At 62.2% G+C, this 17,887-nt stretch carries 18 protein-coding genes; 12 read left to right on the top strand and 6 right to left on the bottom strand.

What is annotated here, in order from left to right; genetic code table 11:
• Window positions 1-18 precede the first annotated feature (18 nt).
• On the top strand, window positions 19-1,077 hold the full coding sequence (locus ATY75_RS03555) for a glycosyltransferase family 4 protein (RefSeq protein WP_088936483.1): 1,059 nt from the start codon (window positions 19-21) through the stop codon (window positions 1,075-1,077).
• 211 nt (window positions 1,078-1,288) lie between these two features.
• On the opposite strand, the gene ATY75_RS03550 is transcribed toward ATY75_RS03555, so the two are convergent.
• Window positions 1,289-2,623, bottom strand: coding sequence for a dicarboxylate/amino acid:cation symporter (locus tag ATY75_RS03550; protein ID WP_088936482.1), 1,335 nt, complete (start codon window positions 2,621-2,623; stop codon window positions 1,289-1,291).
• A gap of 222 nt (window positions 2,624-2,845) precedes the next feature.
• On the opposite strand from ATY75_RS03550, the gene ATY75_RS03545 reads away from it, so the two are divergent.
• Both ATY75_RS03545 and ATY75_RS03540 read left to right on the top strand, forming a co-directional pair.
• Complete coding sequence (locus ATY75_RS03545; RefSeq protein WP_088936481.1) at window positions 2,846-4,717, top strand: sensor histidine kinase; 1,872 nt, start codon at window positions 2,846-2,848, stop codon at window positions 4,715-4,717.
• Between the two features lie 4 nt (window positions 4,718-4,721).
• On the top strand, window positions 4,722-6,071 hold the full coding sequence (locus ATY75_RS03540) for a sigma-54 dependent transcriptional regulator (RefSeq protein ID WP_088936480.1): 1,350 nt from the start codon (window positions 4,722-4,724) through the stop codon (window positions 6,069-6,071).
• A gap of 6 nt (window positions 6,072-6,077) precedes the next feature.
• Here ATY75_RS03540 and ATY75_RS03535 read toward each other — a convergent pair whose 3' ends face one another.
• Complete coding sequence (locus ATY75_RS03535) at window positions 6,078-6,545, bottom strand: Lrp/AsnC family transcriptional regulator (protein WP_003581087.1); 468 nt, start codon at window positions 6,543-6,545, stop codon at window positions 6,078-6,080.
• 231 nt (window positions 6,546-6,776) lie between these two features.
• Between ATY75_RS03535 and trxB the strand changes: the two genes are divergently transcribed.
• Together trxB and ATY75_RS03525 are read left to right on the top strand one after the other, a co-directional pair.
• Window positions 6,777-7,751 carry a thioredoxin-disulfide reductase gene (trxB, locus tag ATY75_RS03530; RefSeq protein ID WP_088936479.1) on the top strand — a complete coding sequence of 325 codons (975 nt, stop codon included), beginning with the start codon at window positions 6,777-6,779 and terminating at the stop codon, window positions 7,749-7,751.
• Window positions 7,752-7,773: 22 nt separating this feature from the next.
• Window positions 7,774-8,670 carry a LysR family transcriptional regulator VtlR gene (locus tag ATY75_RS03525; RefSeq protein ID WP_003593139.1) on the top strand — a complete coding sequence of 299 codons (897 nt, stop codon included), beginning with the start codon at window positions 7,774-7,776 and terminating at the stop codon, window positions 8,668-8,670.
• A gap of 26 nt (window positions 8,671-8,696) precedes the next feature.
• Here the strand turns inward: ATY75_RS03525 and ATY75_RS33750 are convergent, their stop codons facing one another.
• Window positions 8,697-9,125: a hypothetical protein gene (locus tag ATY75_RS33750; RefSeq protein WP_143535260.1), complete on the bottom strand. Its 429-nt coding sequence runs from the start codon at window positions 9,123-9,125 to the stop codon at window positions 8,697-8,699.
• 97 nt (window positions 9,126-9,222) lie between these two features.
• Here ATY75_RS33750 and ATY75_RS03520 point away from each other — a divergent pair, with 97 nt between their 5' ends.
• From ATY75_RS03520 to ATY75_RS03505, 4 genes are all read left to right on the top strand, one after another.
• Window positions 9,223-9,516: a metalloregulator ArsR/SmtB family transcription factor gene (locus ATY75_RS03520; RefSeq protein WP_049736231.1), complete on the top strand. Its 294-nt coding sequence runs from the start codon at window positions 9,223-9,225 to the stop codon at window positions 9,514-9,516.
• Between the two features lies 1 nt (window position 9,517).
• Window positions 9,518-10,684 (top strand): MFS transporter, encoded by a 1,167-nt coding sequence (locus ATY75_RS03515; RefSeq protein WP_088936478.1) that lies wholly within the window; start codon window positions 9,518-9,520, stop codon window positions 10,682-10,684.
• 25 nt (window positions 10,685-10,709) lie between these two features.
• Window positions 10,710-11,834, top strand: coding sequence for an alkene reductase (locus ATY75_RS03510; protein ID WP_088936477.1), 1,125 nt, complete (start codon window positions 10,710-10,712; stop codon window positions 11,832-11,834).
• Between the two features lie 74 nt (window positions 11,835-11,908).
• A complete protein-coding gene (locus ATY75_RS03505; RefSeq protein WP_088936476.1) occupies window positions 11,909-12,709 on the top strand; it encodes an aminoglycoside phosphotransferase family protein in 801 nt (266 codons plus the stop codon).
• Here ATY75_RS03505 and ATY75_RS03500 read toward each other — a convergent pair.
• A complete protein-coding gene (locus tag ATY75_RS03500) occupies window positions 12,706-13,728 on the bottom strand; it encodes an NAD(P)H-binding protein (protein ID WP_088936475.1) in 1,023 nt (340 codons plus the stop codon). The two genes, ATY75_RS03505 and ATY75_RS03500, sit on opposite strands and share 4 nt — an antisense overlap.
• Before the next feature lie 94 nt (window positions 13,729-13,822).
• On the opposite strand from ATY75_RS03500, the gene ATY75_RS03495 reads away from it, so the two are divergent.
• Both ATY75_RS03495 and ATY75_RS03490 read left to right on the top strand, forming a co-directional pair.
• Complete coding sequence (locus tag ATY75_RS03495; protein WP_088936474.1) at window positions 13,823-14,722, top strand: LysR family transcriptional regulator; 900 nt, start codon at window positions 13,823-13,825, stop codon at window positions 14,720-14,722.
• A gap of 112 nt (window positions 14,723-14,834) precedes the next feature.
• Complete coding sequence (locus tag ATY75_RS03490; protein ID WP_088936473.1) at window positions 14,835-15,347, top strand: GrpB family protein; 513 nt, start codon at window positions 14,835-14,837, stop codon at window positions 15,345-15,347.
• A 2-nt stretch (window positions 15,348-15,349) separates the two neighbouring features.
• Here ATY75_RS03490 and ATY75_RS03485 read toward each other — a convergent pair whose 3' ends face one another.
• Complete coding sequence (locus ATY75_RS03485) at window positions 15,350-15,631, bottom strand: DUF2188 domain-containing protein (RefSeq protein WP_064839918.1); 282 nt, start codon at window positions 15,629-15,631, stop codon at window positions 15,350-15,352.
• Between the two features lie 230 nt (window positions 15,632-15,861).
• On the opposite strand from ATY75_RS03485, the gene ATY75_RS03480 reads away from it, so the two are divergent.
• Window positions 15,862-16,959: a calcium:proton antiporter gene (locus tag ATY75_RS03480; protein ID WP_088936472.1), complete on the top strand. Its 1,098-nt coding sequence runs from the start codon at window positions 15,862-15,864 to the stop codon at window positions 16,957-16,959.
• A 56-nt stretch (window positions 16,960-17,015) separates the two neighbouring features.
• Here the strand turns inward: ATY75_RS03480 and ATY75_RS03475 are convergent, their stop codons facing one another.
• A complete protein-coding gene (locus ATY75_RS03475; RefSeq protein WP_088936471.1) occupies window positions 17,016-17,876 on the bottom strand; it encodes a 3-deoxy-manno-octulosonate cytidylyltransferase in 861 nt (286 codons plus the stop codon).
• Window positions 17,877-17,887 lie beyond the last annotated feature (11 nt).

The following is a 17,887-nucleotide window of genomic DNA, read 5'->3' as shown; positions in this document are numbered from 1 at the left end:
ACAGACGAGACCCATCCCTTGCCTGATATGCGTGACGTCGAGATCATCGCGCCCAATTTCAAGCGCCGGCTCTCCGGCGTCACGTCGACCATCGTCCAGCTCATCCCCTGCCAGATCCGGCTCGGCGTCAGGATCGCAACCCTCGGCCCCGGCCTGCCGGAAGACCTGCCGAAGCTGCGATGGTCGCAGCTCCTTGGTCTCTGGCGCCCGCCGGCCCGCCGGCGCCGGCGTGTCTGGCACGCCCGCCGCAACAATGAGATGGCGGTTGGCATCCTGCTTCGCCATCTCCTGCGTATGCCGCTGAAGCTGGTCTTCACCTCGGCCGCGCAACGCCGCCACACCGCCTACACGAAATGGCTGATCCGCCGCATGGATGCGGTGATCGCAACCAGCGACCGGTCCGGCTCCTTCCTCGAGGTACCGCACACCGTCATCCAGCACGGCGTCGATCTCTCCCTGTTCCACCCGCCGGAAACGGCGGAAGACGGTATTGCTGCGACCGGCCTGCCCGGCCGCCACCTCGTCGGCTGTTTCGGCCGCGTGCGCCATCAGAAGGGCACCGATCTCTTCGTCCGGGCGATGATCGAACTCTTGCCGCAGCACCCCGAATGGACGGCCGTCGTCTCCGGCCGGGTAACGGCGGAGCACACGGCCTTCGCAGACAAGCTCAAGGCCGATGTCGCGGCGGCCGGCCTCGGTGACCGTATCCTCTTCCTCGGCGAAGTGCCCGATATCAAGGTCTGGTATCGCCGCCTGACGCTTTACGTCGCCCCTTCCCGCAACGAGGGTTTCGGGCTGACGCCGCTCGAAGCCATGGCGTCGCGGACGGCGGTGGTGGCATCGGACGCCGGCGCCTATGCCGAACTGATCGCCGAAGGCGAGACCGGCTCGGTCGTCGTCGCCGCCGATGGCGAAGCACTGACACGGGCGATCGCGCCCTATATCGCCGATCCCGGTCTGGCGATCGCGCATGGCGAGAATGCCCTGCGCCACGTCAGGGCGAATTTTGCCCTGGAGAAGGAAGCAACCGCCATCTGCGCCATTTACGACCGTCTTCTTAGCGACAACCGCGGCTGAGCGGAGCGAGAAGCGGCCTGTTGAAAAGGACAGCCACCCCCTCCTCCGTCATGCTCGGGCTTGTCCCGAGCATCTGCCTCCGGTCGATAGGGCAGCAGATCCTCGGCACAAGGCCGAGGATGACGTCGAGTAGAGAACGAGATCTATTGACAAGCGAACGGCCCGCCGGATGACGGGCCGTTGCAAATATCCGCGACTAGCGAGTGGCTGATTATTCCGCCGGCTGAAGTCCGCCGGCCGGAGCCGTCTCTTCTGCCTGGCCGCCCAAGGCTCTGGCAAGCTGCGCCGTATCCAGTTCGTTTTCCCAGCGCGCCACGACGATCGTCGCCACGGCATTACCGACGAGGTTGGTCAGCGCCCGGCATTCCGACATGAAGCGGTCGATGCCGAGGATGAGCGCCATGCCGGCAACCGGCACGGAAGGCACGACGGAAAGCGTGGCGGCAAGGGTGATGAAGCCGGCGCCGGTGATGCCGGCGGCACCCTTGGAGCTCAGCATCGCCACCAACAGCAGCAGGATCTGGTCACCCCAGGACAGATTGATGCCGGTTGCCTGGGCGATGAACAGCGCCGCCAGCGTCATATAGATGTTGGTGCCGTCGAGATTGAAGGAATAGCCCGTGGGGATGACGAGACCGACGACCGAGCGCTTGCAGCCGGCCTTCTCCATCTTGTTCATCAGGCCCGGAAGGGCGGCCTCCGACGACGACGTGCCGAGCACCAGCAGCAGCTCTTCCTTGATGTAGCGCAGCAGCGCCAGGATCGAGAAGCCGTTATAGCGGGCGACGGCGCCGAGAACGACGAGAACGAAGAGCAGCGAGGTGATGTAGAAGGTGCCGATCAGCATGGCGAGATTGGCGATCGAGCCGATGCCGTACTTGCCGATCGTGAAGGCCATGGCGCCGAAGGCGCCGATCGGGGCGGCCTTCATCAGGATGGCGACGAGCTTGAAAACCGGAGCCGTCAAGGCGTTGAGGAAATTGACGACCTGCTCGCCCTTTTCGCCGACCATGGCGAGCGCGACGCCGAAGAGCACCGAGAAGAACAGCACCTGTAGAATGTCGCCATCGGCAAAAGCGCCGACGATCGTCGACGGAATGATATTGGTGAGGAAGCCTACTATGCTCTGTTCATGCGCCTTGGTGGCAAAGGTGGCGACGGCGGCAGGATCCAGCGATGCCGGATCGATGTTCATGCCGGCGCCGGGCTGGACGACATTGGCGACGACCATGCCGATGACGAGCGCCAATGTCGAGAAGGTGAGGAAATACAACATCGCCTTGCCGGCGACGCGGCCGACCTTCTTCAGGTCGCTCATGCCGGCAATGCCGGTCGCCACTGTCAGGAAGATGACCGGGGCGATGATCATCTTGACGAGCTTGATGAAGGCATCGCCGAGCGGCTTCAACTGGGCGCCGAGTTCGGGATAGAAATGGCCGAGAAGGATACCCGCGGCGATAGCGGCGAGAACCTGAACGTAAAGATGGGAATAAAAGGGCTTCTTGCCCTTGCTCTCTGCGACTGCATCCAATGGTGCTGCGATCATGATGTCCTCCTTAAGGCTCGTCCGGAACAACTCCGGCCTCCCGAGCCGTTCGCTTCAATCCAACAGCTCAGCCGTTGTTGCCTTCTCCTTCGCAATCACCGTGCCAGTTTGAAGTCATCCAATTAAGTAATTGATTTCACATGGTAAAAAAATTTTAACTTATTGCCGGCTCATTAAGAAATGCGGAAGTCCGCACAAATCCCTTTGCAACAGTGCAGAAAAATGCACAAATCTGCCATGTCCCTGTCTCTATCATCGCTGTGGCCTTCCCTGCCTCTGCGGCACCGCATCCGCCGGATGTGGTGGGCCTATGCGGTGATCGCGCTTGTCGCCGTCGCAGCAAGCCTGTGGGCAAGCGGCGAGATCGGCCGCCGCCGGGCCGAGGCGGCCCTCGAAGAGCAGGCCCGCACCGATGCCAGGCTGAATGCGGCATTGCTGCGCACGGTTCTCGAAAAATACCGGGCGCTGCCCTTCGTGCTTTCGCAGGACACGGCACTCGCCGCAGCGCTGACAGGAAACGATGCCGCCACGTTCGGTGAACTCAGCCGGAAGCTGGAAACGCTGGCGATGGGCACGAAGGCTGCTGTCATCTATGTCATCGACAAGGACGGGATGGCGGTTGCGGCCAGCAACTGGCGCGAACCGACGAGCTTCGTCGGCAACGACTATCGTTTCCGGGAATATTTCCAGGGCGCGGTCACTGCAGGACAGGCCGAGCACTTCGCGCTCGGCACCGTCAGCAAGAAACCCGGGCTCTATATCTCCGAGCGGATCACCGGCAGCAATGGGTTGCTCGGCGTCGTCGTGATCAAGGTGGAGTTCGACGACGTCGAGGCCGACTGGAATGCGAGCGACGCACCGTCCTACGTCACTGACGACCGCGGCATCGTTCTCATCACCAGCATTCCCTCCTGGCGGTTCATGACCATCGGCCGGATCGCCGAAGACCGGCTGACGGCGATCCGCGAGAGCCTGCAATTCGGCGATGCGCCGCTTCAGCCGCTGCCGCTCGATACCGTCCGCAGCCTTGGCGACAGGCTCGACGTTGTAGAGATCGTCATGCCGGGCGGCGCCGGAAAAACCAGATTTCTCGATGTCGGGATGCCGGTTCCAGCCACCGCCTGGCGTTTGCAGCACCTCGTGACGCTGGGGCCTTCCGTCGACGCGGGAGTTCGCGAAGCCCGCATGCTGGCATTGCTCACGCTCTTGCCGCTGCTGGCGGGCGCGGCCTTCCTGCTGCGCCGCCGCCAGACGGTCACCCTGAAGATTTTCAGGGAACAGCAGGCGCGGGAGGAGCTGGAACGGCGCGTCGCAGAGCGGACGCTCGATCTCAGCCAGGCGCGCGACCGGCTGCAGGCCGAGATCATCGGCCACCGGAATACGGAGCAGAAGCTGCAGGCGGTGCAGCAGGATCTGGTGCAGGCCAACCGGCTGGCGATCCTCGGTCAGGTGGCAGCCGGCGTCGCCCATGAGATCAACCAGCCGGTGGCGACCATCCGTGCCTATGCCGACAATGCCCGCACCTTTCTCGACCGCGGTCAGACCGCTCCTGCCGGAGAAAATCTCGAAAACATCGCGGCGCTGACGGAGCGCATCGGTTCGATCACCGACGAGTTGAAGACCTTCGCCCGCAAGGGCCGCGGCGGCGCCGAACCGACCGGCTTGAAGGACGTGATCGAGGGCGCCGTGATGCTGTTGCGCAGCCGCTTTGCCGGCCGCATGGACACGCTCGACATCGACCTGCCGCCGGCCGACCTGCAGGTCATGGGCAACAGGATCCGCCTCGAACAGGTGCTGATCAACCTGCTTCAGAACGCGCTTGAAGCCGTGGCGCCGAAGGCCGACGAGGCGCGCGTCGAGGTCAGGACGTCAAGCGAAGGGGACATGGTGGCGCTGACGGTCGCCGACAACGGCCCTGGCATTTCGCCGGAGATCCGCAAGGGCCTGTTCACGCCGTTCAACACCTCTAAGGAAAGCGGCCTCGGCCTCGGGCTGGTCATCTCCAAGGATATCGTCGGCGATTACGGCGGTCGGATGGAGGTCGACAGCGACGGCAGCGGAACCCTGTTCGTCGTGCATTTGAGGAAGGCTTGAGATCATGACCACAGTGATGCCGGTTGCGCTGATCGACGACGACAAGGATTTGCGCCGCGCGACCGCCCAGACGCTCGAGCTCGCCGGATTTTCCGTTTTCGCCTATGATGGTGCGAAGGCCGCGCTGACCGACCTGCCCGCCGACTTTGCCGGCCCCGTCGTCACCGATATCCGCATGCCGGAGATCGACGGATTGCAGCTGTTCGCCACGCTCAAGGGTATGGATGCCGATCTGCCGGTGATCCTGATGACCGGCCATGGCGATATTCCGATGGCCGTCCAGGCGATCCAGAACGGCGCCTATGATTTCATCGCCAAACCGTTTGCGGCCGACCGGCTGGTTCAAAGCGTGCGTCGCGCCGGCGAGAAGCGGCGGCTTGTCCTGGAAAACCGCATGCTGCGCAAGGCGGCCGAGGATGCGCAGGAGAATTCGCCGCTGATCGGCCAGACGCCGGTCATGGAAAATTTGCGGAAGATTCTGCGCCACATCGCCGATACCGATGTCGACGTGCTCGTGGCCGGCGAAACCGGCAGCGGCAAGGAAGTCGTGGCCCAGATTCTGCATCAGTGGAGCCACCGCCGGAAGGGCAATTTCGTGGCGCTGAACTGCGGGGCGCTACCCGAAACCGTCATCGAAAGCGAGCTGTTCGGCCACGAGGCCGGCGCTTTTACCGGCGCCCAGAAACGCCGCACCGGCCGCATTGAACATGCAAGCGGCGGCACGCTTTTCCTTGACGAGATCGAGAGCATGCCGGTCGCCACCCAGGTCAAGATGCTGCGGGTGCTGGAAATGCGCGAAATCACCCCGCTCGGCACCAATGAGGTGCGCCCGGTCGATCTCCGCGTCGTCGCGGCCGCCAAGATCGACCTCGGCGATCCCGAACTGCGCGGCGATTTTCGCGAGGATCTCTATTACCGGCTGAATGTGGTGACGATCTCCATTCCGCCGCTGCGGGAGCGCCGCGACGATATTCCGCTGCTGTTTTCCCACTTCGCCGCCCGCGCCGCCGAGCGCTTCCGCAGAGAGGTGCCGGAGCTGTCGCCCGAGATGCGCCGCCACTTTGCCTCGCACGCATGGCCGGGCAATGTCCGCGAGCTCTCGCACTATGCCGAGCGTGTGGTGCTGGGCGTCGAAGGCGGCGCAGCCGCACCCGTCCCTGCCCAGCCGACCGGCGGCGGCACCCTGCCCGAACGGTTGGAACGCTACGAGGCGGAGATCATCCGCGAGGCGCTCACAGCCAATGACGGCGACGTGCGCAGCACCATCGAGGCGCTCGGCATTCCGAGAAAGACGTTTTACGACAAGCTCCAGCGCCACGGCATCAATCGCGGCGGCTATACCGTGCGCAAATAGACGGTTTCAGACTTCCACCAGTCCCAGCTTCTTCACCTGCCGGATCGTCAGCATGGTGCGCACGGTATCGACATGCTCGTTTGCCGTCAGCACCTCGATGACGAAATCCTGGAAGTGGGTGAGATTTTCAGCCACGCAATGCAGCAGGAAGTCGCTGTCGCCGGAGACCATCCAGGCCTGGCGCACCAGCGGCCATTCGGTGGTGGCGGCGGCAAAGGCCTTGAGATTGCCTTCCGACTGATGCTTGAGGCCGACCATGCAGAAAGCGACGAGGTCGAAGCCGAGCCGCGGGCTGTTCAGCATCGCATGATAGCCCTCGATGATGCCGGCTTCCTCGAGCTTGCGCACCCGGCGCAGGCAGGGCGGCGCCGAAATGCCGACGCGATCGGCAAGCTCCACATTGGTCATGCGGCCATCGGCCTGCAATTCCCGGAGGATCTTTATATCGATGACGTCGAGTTCGGCGCGACCCACATCATTGCCTTTCTTTAATTCTCCGCGGGGAGCTTCTATATAAAGCGGCGAAATACGCAAGAATGTTTCACGCCGATGACGGATTCTTGCACATCCGGGCGATTTGCCTTGTTGGTAACGCAAGGCTGCCCTTGAATAAAAGCATTGGACGTTCATAAATGGCGCAGGGACCGCGAAACGGCCGCAATCGCCACTTAGCCGCCGCCCTCCTGCCAGTCGAAAGGAAATGACATGCCCGCCCGCCACACGAAGGTGCTCATCATCGGTTCCGGACCCGCAGGCTATACCGCCGCGGTCTATGCCGCGCGCGCCATGCTGAAGCCGGTTCTGATCGCCGGCCTCGAACAGGGCGGCCAGCTGATGATCACCACCGATGTCGAGAACTATCCGGGCTTTGCCGATCCGATCCAGGGCCCCTGGCTGATGGAACAGATGCTGCAGCAGGCAAAACATGTCGGCGCCGAGATCGTCAACGACCTGGTGACCGAAGTCGACATGAACCAGCGTCCCTTCGTCGCCCGCACCGACAGCGGCCAGGTGTGGACTGCCGATACGCTGATCATCGCCACGGGCGCCAAGGCCAAATGGCTCGGCATCGAGAGCGAGCAGCATTTCCAGGGCTTCGGCGTTTCGGCCTGCGCCACCTGCGACGGCTTTTTCTATCGCAACAAGGATGTGATCGTGGTCGGCGGCGGCAACAGCGCCGTCGAGGAGGCGCTCTACCTCTCCAACATCGCCAAGTCGGTGACATTGGTCCACCGCCGCGACTTCTTCCGGGCCGAGAAGATCCTGCAGGAACGCTTGTTCTCCAAGGAGAACGTCAAGGTACTGTGGAACACCGAAGTGGCCGAAATCACCGGCACGCCGGCCAAGCCCCCGATGCCGCAATCCGTCGCCGGCGCGCGGCTGCGCGATACTAGGACCGGCGCGATCACCGAGATGCCGATCGACGGCGTCTTCGTCGCCATCGGCCATGCGCCGGCAACCGAACTTTTCAAGGACAAGCTGAAGCTGAAGGACAACGGCTATCTCTGGACCGCGCCGGATTCGACCGCGACCAGCCTCGAAGGGGTCTATGCCGCCGGCGACGTGACCGACGATACGTTCCGCCAGGCGATCACCGCCGCCGGCCTGGGGTGCATGGCGGCACTTGAAGCCGAGCGCTATCTGACGAGCCACGTGCCCGTCGCCGTGGCAGCGGAGTAGGATCGGCATGAGGGGTGGGGGAATGCCATTGGATTGGGACAAGCTGCGTATTTTTCACGCAGCTGCCGAGGCGGGTTCGTTCACACATGCGGCGGATAAGCTGCATCTGTCCCAATCCGCCATCAGCCGCCAGGTCAGCGCGCTGGAGCAGGATGTCGGCACCAAGCTGTTTCACCGCCATGCGCGCGGCCTGATCCTGACGGAACAGGGCGAACTGCTCTACCGCACCGCCCATGACGTGCTGTTGAAGCTCGAAACCGTGAAGATGCAGCTCACCGAGACCAATGAGACACCGTCCGGCAAGCTGCGCGTGACGACGACGGTCGGTCTCGGCCAGGGCTGGCTCACCGACAAGATCCAGGAATTCCTGCAGCTTTATCCCGATGTGCAGATCCAGCTGATCCTCGACAACGAGGAAGTGGATGTGAACATGCGCCATGCCGACTGCGCCATCCGCCTGCGCCAGCCGCAGCAATCCGACCTCATCCAGCGCAAGCTCTTCACCGTGCACATGCACGTCTATGCCGCGCCCTCCTACATCAACCGCCACGGCGAGCCGCAGAAGATCGAGGATCTCGACAATCACCGCATCATCACCTTCGGCGAGCCGGCGCCGAGCTATTTGCTCGACGTCAACTGGCTTGAAGTTGCCGGCCGCTCGTCGGATAACAAGCGCATCCCGCATCTGCAGATCAACAGCCAGACCTCGATCAAGCGCGCCGCCCTGCTCGGCATTGGCGTCGCCTGCCTGCCGGATTATATCGTCGGCCGCGATCCCGGCCTGATTCAGCTGGCGATCAATGCCGACGTCCCCTCCTTCGACACGTATTTCTGCTATCCCGATGAGATCAAGAACGCCGCCAAGCTGAAGGCTTTCCGTGATTTCATCGTCAGCAAGGCCAGAAACTGGAATTTTTGAGCCAGATTTATGGAATGATTTCCATACTATGCGGACAGCGCATAACTGGCATGCACAAATAAGGGTTGCCGTTTGCCCATTAAACCACCATATCGCACATAGCTGATGCACATGGTGGCTTTTCCTCCCAGTTCCACCGCATTAGCTGTTCCCCTCTGGAGGTTTTTGACCTTCACACTTATAAGGGCCCTGGTTTTCCAGTGGCCCTCTTTTTTTGCCTTGGCTCTTCGGGAAATGCCGCACCGCAAAAAAATTGTGCGGCGCATAGCAGGCATGCACAAAAAAGCATTGAAACCTGCCCAAGGAAGCACCATATCTCTCTCAGCTGATGCATCTTGTGGTTTCTCTCCCAGTACCACCGCATTAGCTGTTCCCCTCTGGAGGTTTTTGACCTTCACAATTACAAGGGCCCTGGTTTTCCGGTGGCCCTCTTTTTTTGCCCAAATTTTGCTCACCTGACAAAACTCGCCGCCTCACGCCTCCGTGATTTGCATATCGGCGCCTGACGATCAATATATCGATAAATCACGATTTATAGTTCGGCGAACAACGATGGACAAAGACGAGATTATCAAGGCGCTCGCCCATCCCACCCGGATGGACATTCTGACCTGGCTGAAAAATCCCGAGCAGCATTTCCCCTCGCAGGAGCATCCCTTCGAAATGGGCGTCTGCGCCAGCCAGTTCGAGCGTTGCGGCCTGTCGCAGTCGACGGTCTCGGCGCATTTGGGAACGCTGCATCGCGCTGGCCTCGTCACCACCAAACGCGTCGGACAGTGGATCTTCTACAAGCGCAACGAAGAAACGATCGCTGCCTTCCTGAAGCAGCTGACGCAGGATCTTTAAAATGCCCCTCGCCCTTCTCGTCCTCGCCTTGAGCTCGTTTGCGATAGGCACCACGGAATTCGTCATCATGGGTCTGCTGCCCGAGGTCGCCGCCGATCTCTCGGTGACGATCCCGCAGGCCGGGTGGCTGGTCACCGGTTATGCGCTGGCGGTCGCGATCGGCGCCCCGGTGATGGCTATTTCCACCGCGAAGCTGAAGCGCCGCACCGCCCTGATCGCGCTGATGGCCTTCTTCATCGCCGGCAACCTGCTTTGCGCTCTGGCAAGCGGCTACTGGGTGCTGATGATCGCCCGTATCGTCACCGCGCTTTGCCACGGCGCCTTCTTCGGCATCGGTTCGGTCGTCGCCGCCGGCCTGGTCGGCGAAGACCGCAAGGCCCGCGCCGTCGCCCTGATGTTTACCGGCCTGACGCTTGCCAATGTTCTCGGCGTGCCGCTCGGCACCGCGATCGGCCAGGCCTATGGCTGGCGCGCCACCTTCGGGATCGTCACCGTCATCGGCGTCGTCACTATCGCAGGCCTGATCGCCATCCTGCCCAGGGATAAGCAGCAGGAAAACGGCAGTATTCTGCGCGAAATCGCAGCGCTCAAAAATGGCGGTCTGTGGCTGGCGCTTTCCACCACCGTCTTCTTCGCCGCCTCGATGTTCGCGCTCTTCACCTATATCGCGCCGCTGCTGCGAGACGTCACCGGCGTTTCGCCGGAAGGCGTCACCTGGACGCTGTTCCTGATCGGCCTCGGGCTGACCATCGGCAATCTCGTCGGCGGCAAACTGGCCGACTGGCGGCTTGGCGCGACGCTTGCCGGCGTCTTCGCCGCGATCGCCATCACCTCGATTGCCTTCAGTTACACCAGCCGCTTCTTCATCCCGGCTGAAATCACGCTCTTCCTCTGGGCACTGGCAAGTTTTGCCGCCGTGCCGGCGCTGCAGGTCGGCGTCGTCGGCTTCGGCAAGGACGCTCCGAACCTGGCTTCAACCATCAATATCGGCGCCTTCAACACCGGCAATGCGCTCGGCGCCTGGGTCGGCGGCCTCGTCATCGATGCCGGCTTCGATCTTACCCGCGTTCCGCTCGCCGCAGCCTTGATGGCCCTGATCGGCCTCGGCGCGACTGGACTCACCTATCTCTCCGCCCGGGGCCGGGCCGCACTTGCCCCCGCCGAGTGATCCCCCCGCAAAAGAAAGGACCATCATGGCCAAGCTTTTCGAACCCACCAAGGTCGGCGACATCACTGTCAAGAACCGCATCGTCATGGCGCCGCTCACCCGCAACCGCTCGCCGGGCGCCATCCCCAATGACCTCAATGTCGAATATTACCGCCAGCGCGCCACGGCTGGCCTGATCATCACCGAAGCGACCGCGATCACCCATCAGGGCCAAGGCTATGCCGACGTGCCCGGCCTTTATAGCAAAGAGGCTCTCGACGGCTGGAAGCGCGTGACCGACGCCGTTCACGCTGGCGGAGGCAAGATCGTCGTCCAGATGTGGCATGTCGGCCGCATCTCGCACACGACGCTGCAGCCGAACGGCAACAAGCCGGTCTCCTCGACCGACCGCGTCGCCAAGGCCAAGACCTATCTGGTCGATGGCGACGGCAGCGGCAGCTTTGCCGACACCTCCGAACCGCGCGCGCTCGAAACCGCCGAAATCCCCGGCATCGTCGAGGATTACCGCAAAGCCGCTCGTGCGGCGATCGACGCCGGCTTCGATGGCGTTGAGATCCATGGCGCCAACGGCTACCTGCTCGACCAGTTCATCCGCGACGGCGTCAACGATCGCACCGACCAATATGGCGGCTCGATCGAAAACCGCACGCGGCTGGCCTTCGAGGTCGTCGATGCCGTGGTGAAGGAAATCGGCGCAGGCCGCACCGCGATCCGCATCTCGCCGGTAACGCCGTCGGGTGAAAGCTACGATTCCAATCCGCAAGCGACCTTCACCCACGTCGTCGAAGGCCTGGCAAAATACGCTCTCGCCTATATCCATGTCATCGAAGGCCAGACCGGCGGCGACCGCGACTATCGCCAGGGCGACAATCCTTCCTTCGATTATGAGGCGCTGCGCCAGGCTTATGAAAAGGCCGGCGGCAAGGCCGACTGGATGGTCAATAACGGTTATGACCGCGATCTGGCGATCGACGCCGTCGAAAGCGGCCGCGCCGACCTCGTCGCCTTCGGCAAACCTTTCATCGCCAATCCCGATCTCGTCGGACGGCTGGCGAACAACCTGCCGCTCAACACGCCCGACCAGGCGACCTTCTATGGCGGCACCGCCAGGGGTTATGTCGATTACCCCGCCCTCGAAAAGGTCGCCTGAACCGATCCACGCCAACGTGAATCCCGCCGAAAGGCGGGATTTCCATTTTCGATATGTCTCTGTAGGGTGCCATCATGTTCGCTCCCCATCTTAATCGCTGGTCGCTGATAGCAGACGGCGAGCCTGTCATCACCCATTCAAGCCGCCTGCTGCCCGTGCTCTGGCAGGAGAGGCCCGCCATGCTGAAAGTGGCGACCGATATCGACGAACGATACGGGGCGCTGCTGATGCAGTGGTGGGACGGCGACGGCGCGGCCCATGTCTATGCTCATGAAGACGACGCGGTGCTCCTGGAACGGGCGACGGGAAAACGCTCGCTGCTTGCCATGGCGATGAACGGCGAGGACGATGAGGCGAGCCGCATCCTCTGCCGGACGGCGGCACGGCTGCATGCGCCGCGCGAAAAACCGCTGCCCGATCCCGTGCCCCTCACCCGCTGGTTCCGCGATCTGGAGCCGGCAGCCCAAAACCATGGCGGCACGCTGGCCGATTGCTCGGCGATTGCCGACGCCCTGCTCGCCGATCCGCGCGACCTCACCGTCCTGCATGGCGATATTCATCACGAGAACATTCTAGATTTCGAGGCGCGCGGCTGGCTGGCGATCGATCCGAAGCGGCTCCATGGCGAACGCGGCTTCGATTTCGCCAATATCTTCGCCAATGAAGAACTGCCTGTCATCACCGATCCGGCCCGTTTCCGCCGCCAGCTCGCTGTCGTTTCGGCGGAGGCTCGGCTGGAGCCGAAGCGGCTGCTGCAATGGATCGCCGCCTATTCCGGCCTATCTGCCGCCTGGTTCCTCGGCGACCCCAACATCGAGCAGGCAGAAAAGGCCCTGACGGTCGCCCGGATCGCGTTGGCAGAACTCGAGACTTAACCCGCATTCTCAGGCGAAGGCATAATCAGGGCCGTCGCCGTGTCATGATGCGGTTCCGGCAGGCAGCCGAGAGCCACAAGCGAAGCTCTGACGGCCTCGTCGATCGGCGTTTGCGGCTCCTGGCCAAGTTCGGCTATCAACCTGGCGTTCCGCATCCTGAGCGGCACCTTCCAGAGATAGCGCATCTCCTTGATCTCGCGCATGATCGGAACGAACGGCGCGGCGAGCGGTACGATCCACCAGGGAAAACGGCCGATCCTCGCCTTACCGCCGGCAACACGCCTGATCGCTTCGGCCATCTGCATACCGTCGGCATCCCAGAACCCCTCCATATGGTAGAGGGCAAAGAGCGGCAGCCGATCGGCCCGCTCAATGAGCTGGGCCATAGTTTCCGCCATATCGGGCAGATAGGCCCACTGGTGGCCGATGCCGCGCTGCCCCGGATTCTTGATCGTGCCGACCGGCTTGCCCGGCGTGACGAAACCCGATGAAAACCAACTGTTTCCAGTCGTGCCCGGGCCGAAGAAATCTCCGGCCCGGACGATGATCGCGCCAACACCGGCTTGCGATGCCGCTTCCAGCCGCTTCTCCATCTCGACGCGGATCGCCCCTTTCTTCGTCAGCGGATGGTGCGGGCTTTCCTCCGCCGGCGCCGGCAGGGCATCGGGACCGAAATTGTAGACGTTTCCAGGCAGTACGATGCGTGCGCCGACGGCGCGGGCAGCGGCGATGGTATTGTCCAACATCGGCAGCACCAGCGTCTCCCAATTGCGGTAGCCGGGCGGATTGACGGCATGCACGATCAGACTGACGCCTTCGGCCGCCCTCAGGACGTCACCGGCATTCATCGCATCGCCCTGCACCCATTCGAAAGCCGGCTCGCGCCTCGACACCTTGGCGGCTTCGCGGTTGAGCGCCCGGATGCGCCAGCCGCGCGCAAGCAGCTTGCGGGCAACCGCACCGCCGATACCGCCGGTAGCGCCGAGAACAAGCACCGTCTTCTTCATTTCGCTGCTCATGACAACCATCTCCTTCGACTGACTAGAAGGACTATGCCACCGGGCCGCAATAAACAAAATTGACGAAATAAATGCATCTGCTATACAAAAATACATGAACACCGAACCGAGTTGGGATTTCTACCGCAGTTTCCTGACCGTGCTCCAGCAAGGGTCGCTTTCGGCCGCCGCCCGCGAGTTGGGGCTGACGCAGCCGACCATAGGCCGTCATGTCGACGCACTGGAAACGGCAATCGGCGCCGAACTCTTCACCCGATCCCCGAACGGGCTGCTGCCGACCGAAGCCGCCTTGGCACTGAAGCCCTATGCCGAGACGCTGGCGGCAACCGCCGCCGCCCTTTTGCGCACCGCATCCGGTGAGCGCGAGCGCGTCGCCGGAACCGTCAGGGTCAGCGCCAGCGAGGTGATCGCCGTCGAAGTGATGCCGGGGATTCTCGGACCGCTGCAGGAGACCTATCCCGAACTCCAGATCGAGCTCTCGGCTTCCGATGCGATCGAGGATTTGGTGAACCGCGAGGCCGATATCGCCGTGCGCATGGCCGAGCCGCAGCAAGGCGCGCTCGTCGTGCGCCGCATCGGCGATATCCCGCTCGGTTTCCACGCCCACCGCCGCTACCTCGAACGATACGGCATTCCGCAAAGCCTGGCTGATCTCGCAAACCACCGGCTCATCGGCTTCGACCGGCAGACGGCCTATGTCCGCATGGTAACAAAACGCTATGAAGTGCCGGGCGTCGAGTTCTCCTACAGGACCGACAGCAATCTCGCCCAGCTTTCGGCAATCCGCGCCGGCGTCGGCATCGGTCTCTGCCAGATCGGGCTCGCACGTGATAATCCCGATCTGGTTCACCTCCTGCCGGATGCGTTCAAGATCCCGCTCGGCACGTGGGTGGCGATGCATGAGAGCCTGAAGACCTCGCCGCGCTGCCGCGCCACCTTCGACGCACTGGTCAAGGGGCTTCAGGACTATCACCGATATTCGATCGGCACTTAACCTCTCGAAATCCGGATTCGATTTTCGCAGAGAATCATGCGCAACCTTCAACCGAAAAGAGCATTCAAACTGCGTCCTATCTGATGCGCGGCGCTTTAGCGGATGAAGACAAATGCCCCACGACCCGGTTGAACTCGTGCCCTACGACCCGCAATGGCCGCAGGCCTTCCGGCGCATCCGCGACAGGTTGCTCGTCTTGCTGCCGCAGGCGCTCTCCATCGATCACGTCGGCAGCACGTCCATATCAGGCATGACCGCCAAGCCGCTCATCGACATCGACGTCGTTCTTCCCGGCCTCGGGCATATCGAGGATGCCACGCGCGTACTTCTGACCGAAGACTACGAACCGCGCGGCAATCGTTATGACGACGAGGTCTGGGCGTTTTTATCGAGAGGGTCGGTGCCGCGGCAGCGGGTCTATCTCTGCCCGGCCGGCAATGGCACGCATCGAAACAGGCTGGCTTTCCGGGATTATCTCATCGCGCATCCAGACGCAGCGGCCGAATATGCCGCGCTCAAACGCAGGCTGGCAGCCGAATTCAGGATGGATGGCAACCGCTATACCGCCGAGAAGCGCGGTTTCGTCGACGCGATTGTCGCGCGGGCTTTGGCAAACGATGGTTGACTTCAAATGCCTTGCGAGGCTCCAGCCGCACGGTCCTTCCACTGACCATCCACCACCTCGGTTTCCGGCCGGTCGCCGCCTTCGGCATATTCTTCATGCCACTTGCCGTTTTCATCCTGCCAACTGATCTCGGCGGAATCGCCGCCGACCTGCTGTTCGGCCGCAACGATGCGCGCAGCTTCGAGCGCCTCGGCATGGGTCGGGAATGCTTCGGAGTAGACGCCTCCAAGCCTGTAGGCCCAACCGCCGTCATGCGGCACGACTTCGTAGACCACCTTGATCATGCATCCGTCTCCTCATCTTCTTTTGCGCATTCGCACGCTTCCGGACAGGATCCGGATCATCGCGGCCGCTTGACGAGAATTCGAGGACGCCGCGATCTGCTTTCCGGCCCCGATGGCGTTCAGTATTCCATTAAACGTCAAAGACTGCAAATGGCACTGGATAGCAACCTGCTTGATATGCGAAATCAGTGACTTAGATAAAACGCATGAATCAGGACGGGAGCTAGGACGTGGGGATTGCGTCACGCTTGAAAGAAGAGAAGTTTCTGGTCGCCGCGCTTGCCGTTGCGGCGGTCGCCTATGTCTTGGAACATGCCGTGATCGAGATGGGACGTGGTGTCGCGCTCATCGCCGCCGCCGCCTTGGTGGGCACTATTGTTCTCGCCTCGATCCGTGTCGCCCATCATGCCGAACTGCTCGCCGTCAAGGTCGGCGATCCCTATGGCACGATGATCCTGACGCTGTCGGCCGTCGCCGTCGAGGTCATCATCCTCGCCATCATGATGAGCGGAGAGAGTTCGCCGACACTGGTGCGCGACACGATCTATTCCGCCTTGATGCTCGATATCAACGGCATTCTGGGTCTCGCCGCCCTGCTCGGCGGCCTCAAGCACGGCGAACAGCCTTACAACGACAATTCGGGCAAGACCTACGGCGTGATGATCCTGACCGCCATGGGCATCTCGATGATCGTTCCGGAATTCGTGCCCAGCGATAAATGGCACTATTATTCCGCCTTCACCATTGTCGCGATGATTGCGCTCTACGGCCTCTTCCTGCGCATGCAGGTCGGCCAGCACAGCTATTTCTTCAGCTACAGCTACCCGCGCTCCGAACGGATGAAGGAGAGTCCGGACGAACATGGCTCCGACGAGCCGGCCGCAATCTCGATCGCCACCATTCTCGTCGGCGTCGTCATCATCGGCCTGCTGGCCGAGTTCATGGCCGCTTTCATGACCGAGGGCCTGCGCGACAGCGGCGCGCCGATCGCCGTGACCGCCGTCATCGTCGCGGCGATTTCAGCCGCTCCCGAGATTCTGACCGCCTTGAGGGCAGCGCTCAGAAACCACATGCAGGCAACCGTCAACATCGCTATGGGCGCCTCGCTCTCCACCGTGATCCTGACGGTGCCGGTGATGGAGGCGATCGCGCTCTATACCGGCCAGCCCTTCATCATGGCGATGACCCCGGTGCAGACGGTGATGGTGACGATCACGCTGATTGCCGCGGCGATCAACCTCAATGACGGTGAGACCAACGCCATCGAAGGTATGACGCATTTCATCCTCTTTGCCACCTTCGTCATGCTGACGGCGCTGGGCCTTTGAAGACGGCGCACCGCAGCGCGCACTCAGCCGTCGCACCTTTGGGCCAGGTGCGTCGGTCAATCCTTGGATTTTTCCAGGAAACGTTCTTTACGGGTTTTCGGCTTGAATCGCCGGAAGAAATTTTCGATGGCGCGGATGGATTTGGTGACGGACATCAGCCTGTCGATCTGGCTGTTCGCATTGTGAAGCCGCTCGGACAGGACTTCGGCCGCCGTCATCGCGATCTCGATCGGCGGCACCTGCGGAAAGCGTTTGCCGAGCGCCGCATAAGGGCTGGCATCGACGCCCCCCATCATCGAGATCGTGCCCATCCTGGCAAAGAGACGCAGGAAAATCTGCTCGAACGTCCAATCGTGCACGTCGAAGACCTTCCATTTCTCGCTTCTCTTTGCCGAAAAGCCGGCAAGCAGGATCTTGCCCGGCAGGTGCAGGTCGGCGAGCCAGAGCGCCATCGCAAAGCCGCTCGTAGCGATCTTGCCTGTCGGATAGAGATCGGCGAGCATCTGCGTCAGATCGAGGTGGCGGGCGCCGGTGGCGTTGAAGCGGCTCTCCTCGCTGAAGTTCTCCTCGGGGGAAACGCGGATGTTGATGACACCCAGAAAATCATCGCCGGCGAAGAACCGCAGGACGTCAGTCACCTCGCGCCGGTGGACTATATTGGCGCCCATCACGCCGCTGCGGGCAACCAGCACTGCATGACCGGTGAAGGGTTCGTCGAGCACCTTGTAGACATTGTTGAAGAAGACGTAGAGCGCCGTCTCCGGCAGCTCGCTTCTGAGCCGCTCGAAATCGACCGCCTCGCTGTTTGCCACCAGCACGATGTGCGAATAGCGCGAGAGCAGCGCCGTCCATCCGTCTGGCGTCAGGAAATTGAAGCCGCTATCGGCGGCGGCTAAATCACTGGGGATCGGTTCCATATCGGCTCACA

The sequence above is a fragment of the Rhizobium sp. N122 genome (genome assembly GCF_002211295.1).
Lineage (GTDB): Bacteria > Pseudomonadota > Alphaproteobacteria > Rhizobiales > Rhizobiaceae > Rhizobium.
This window is presented reverse-complemented; position numbering and strand designations above follow the sequence as displayed.

Coding starts and splice junctions, on each gene's coding strand:
- ATY75_RS03525 (WP_003593139.1), top strand. CDS start 7,774: ATGCCATTGGATTGGGACAAGCTGCGTATTTTTCACGCAGCTGCCGAG.
- ATY75_RS03475 (WP_088936471.1), bottom strand. CDS start 17,876: ATGGAACCGATCCCCAGTGATTTAGCCGCCGCCGATAGCGGCTTCAAT.
- ATY75_RS03515 (WP_088936478.1), top strand. CDS start 9,518: ATGCCCCTCGCCCTTCTCGTCCTCGCCTTGAGCTCGTTTGCGATAGGC.
- ATY75_RS03545 (WP_088936481.1), top strand. CDS start 2,846: ATGCACAAATCTGCCATGTCCCTGTCTCTATCATCGCTGTGGCCTTCC.
- ATY75_RS03500 (WP_088936475.1), bottom strand. CDS start 13,728: ATGAGCAGCGAAATGAAGAAGACGGTGCTTGTTCTCGGCGCTACCGGC.
- ATY75_RS03520 (WP_049736231.1), top strand. CDS start 9,223: ATGGACAAAGACGAGATTATCAAGGCGCTCGCCCATCCCACCCGGATG.
- ATY75_RS03550 (WP_088936482.1), bottom strand. CDS start 2,623: ATGATCGCAGCACCATTGGATGCAGTCGCAGAGAGCAAGGGCAAGAAG.
- ATY75_RS03490 (WP_088936473.1), top strand. CDS start 14,835: ATGCCCCACGACCCGGTTGAACTCGTGCCCTACGACCCGCAATGGCCG.
- ATY75_RS03510 (WP_088936477.1), top strand. CDS start 10,710: ATGGCCAAGCTTTTCGAACCCACCAAGGTCGGCGACATCACTGTCAAG.
- ATY75_RS03485 (WP_064839918.1), bottom strand. CDS start 15,631: ATGATCAAGGTGGTCTACGAAGTCGTGCCGCATGACGGCGGTTGGGCC.
- ATY75_RS03505 (WP_088936476.1), top strand. CDS start 11,909: ATGTTCGCTCCCCATCTTAATCGCTGGTCGCTGATAGCAGACGGCGAG.
- ATY75_RS03540 (WP_088936480.1), top strand. CDS start 4,722: ATGACCACAGTGATGCCGGTTGCGCTGATCGACGACGACAAGGATTTG.
- trxB (WP_088936479.1), top strand. CDS start 6,777: ATGCCCGCCCGCCACACGAAGGTGCTCATCATCGGTTCCGGACCCGCA.
- ATY75_RS03495 (WP_088936474.1), top strand. CDS start 13,823: ATGAACACCGAACCGAGTTGGGATTTCTACCGCAGTTTCCTGACCGTG.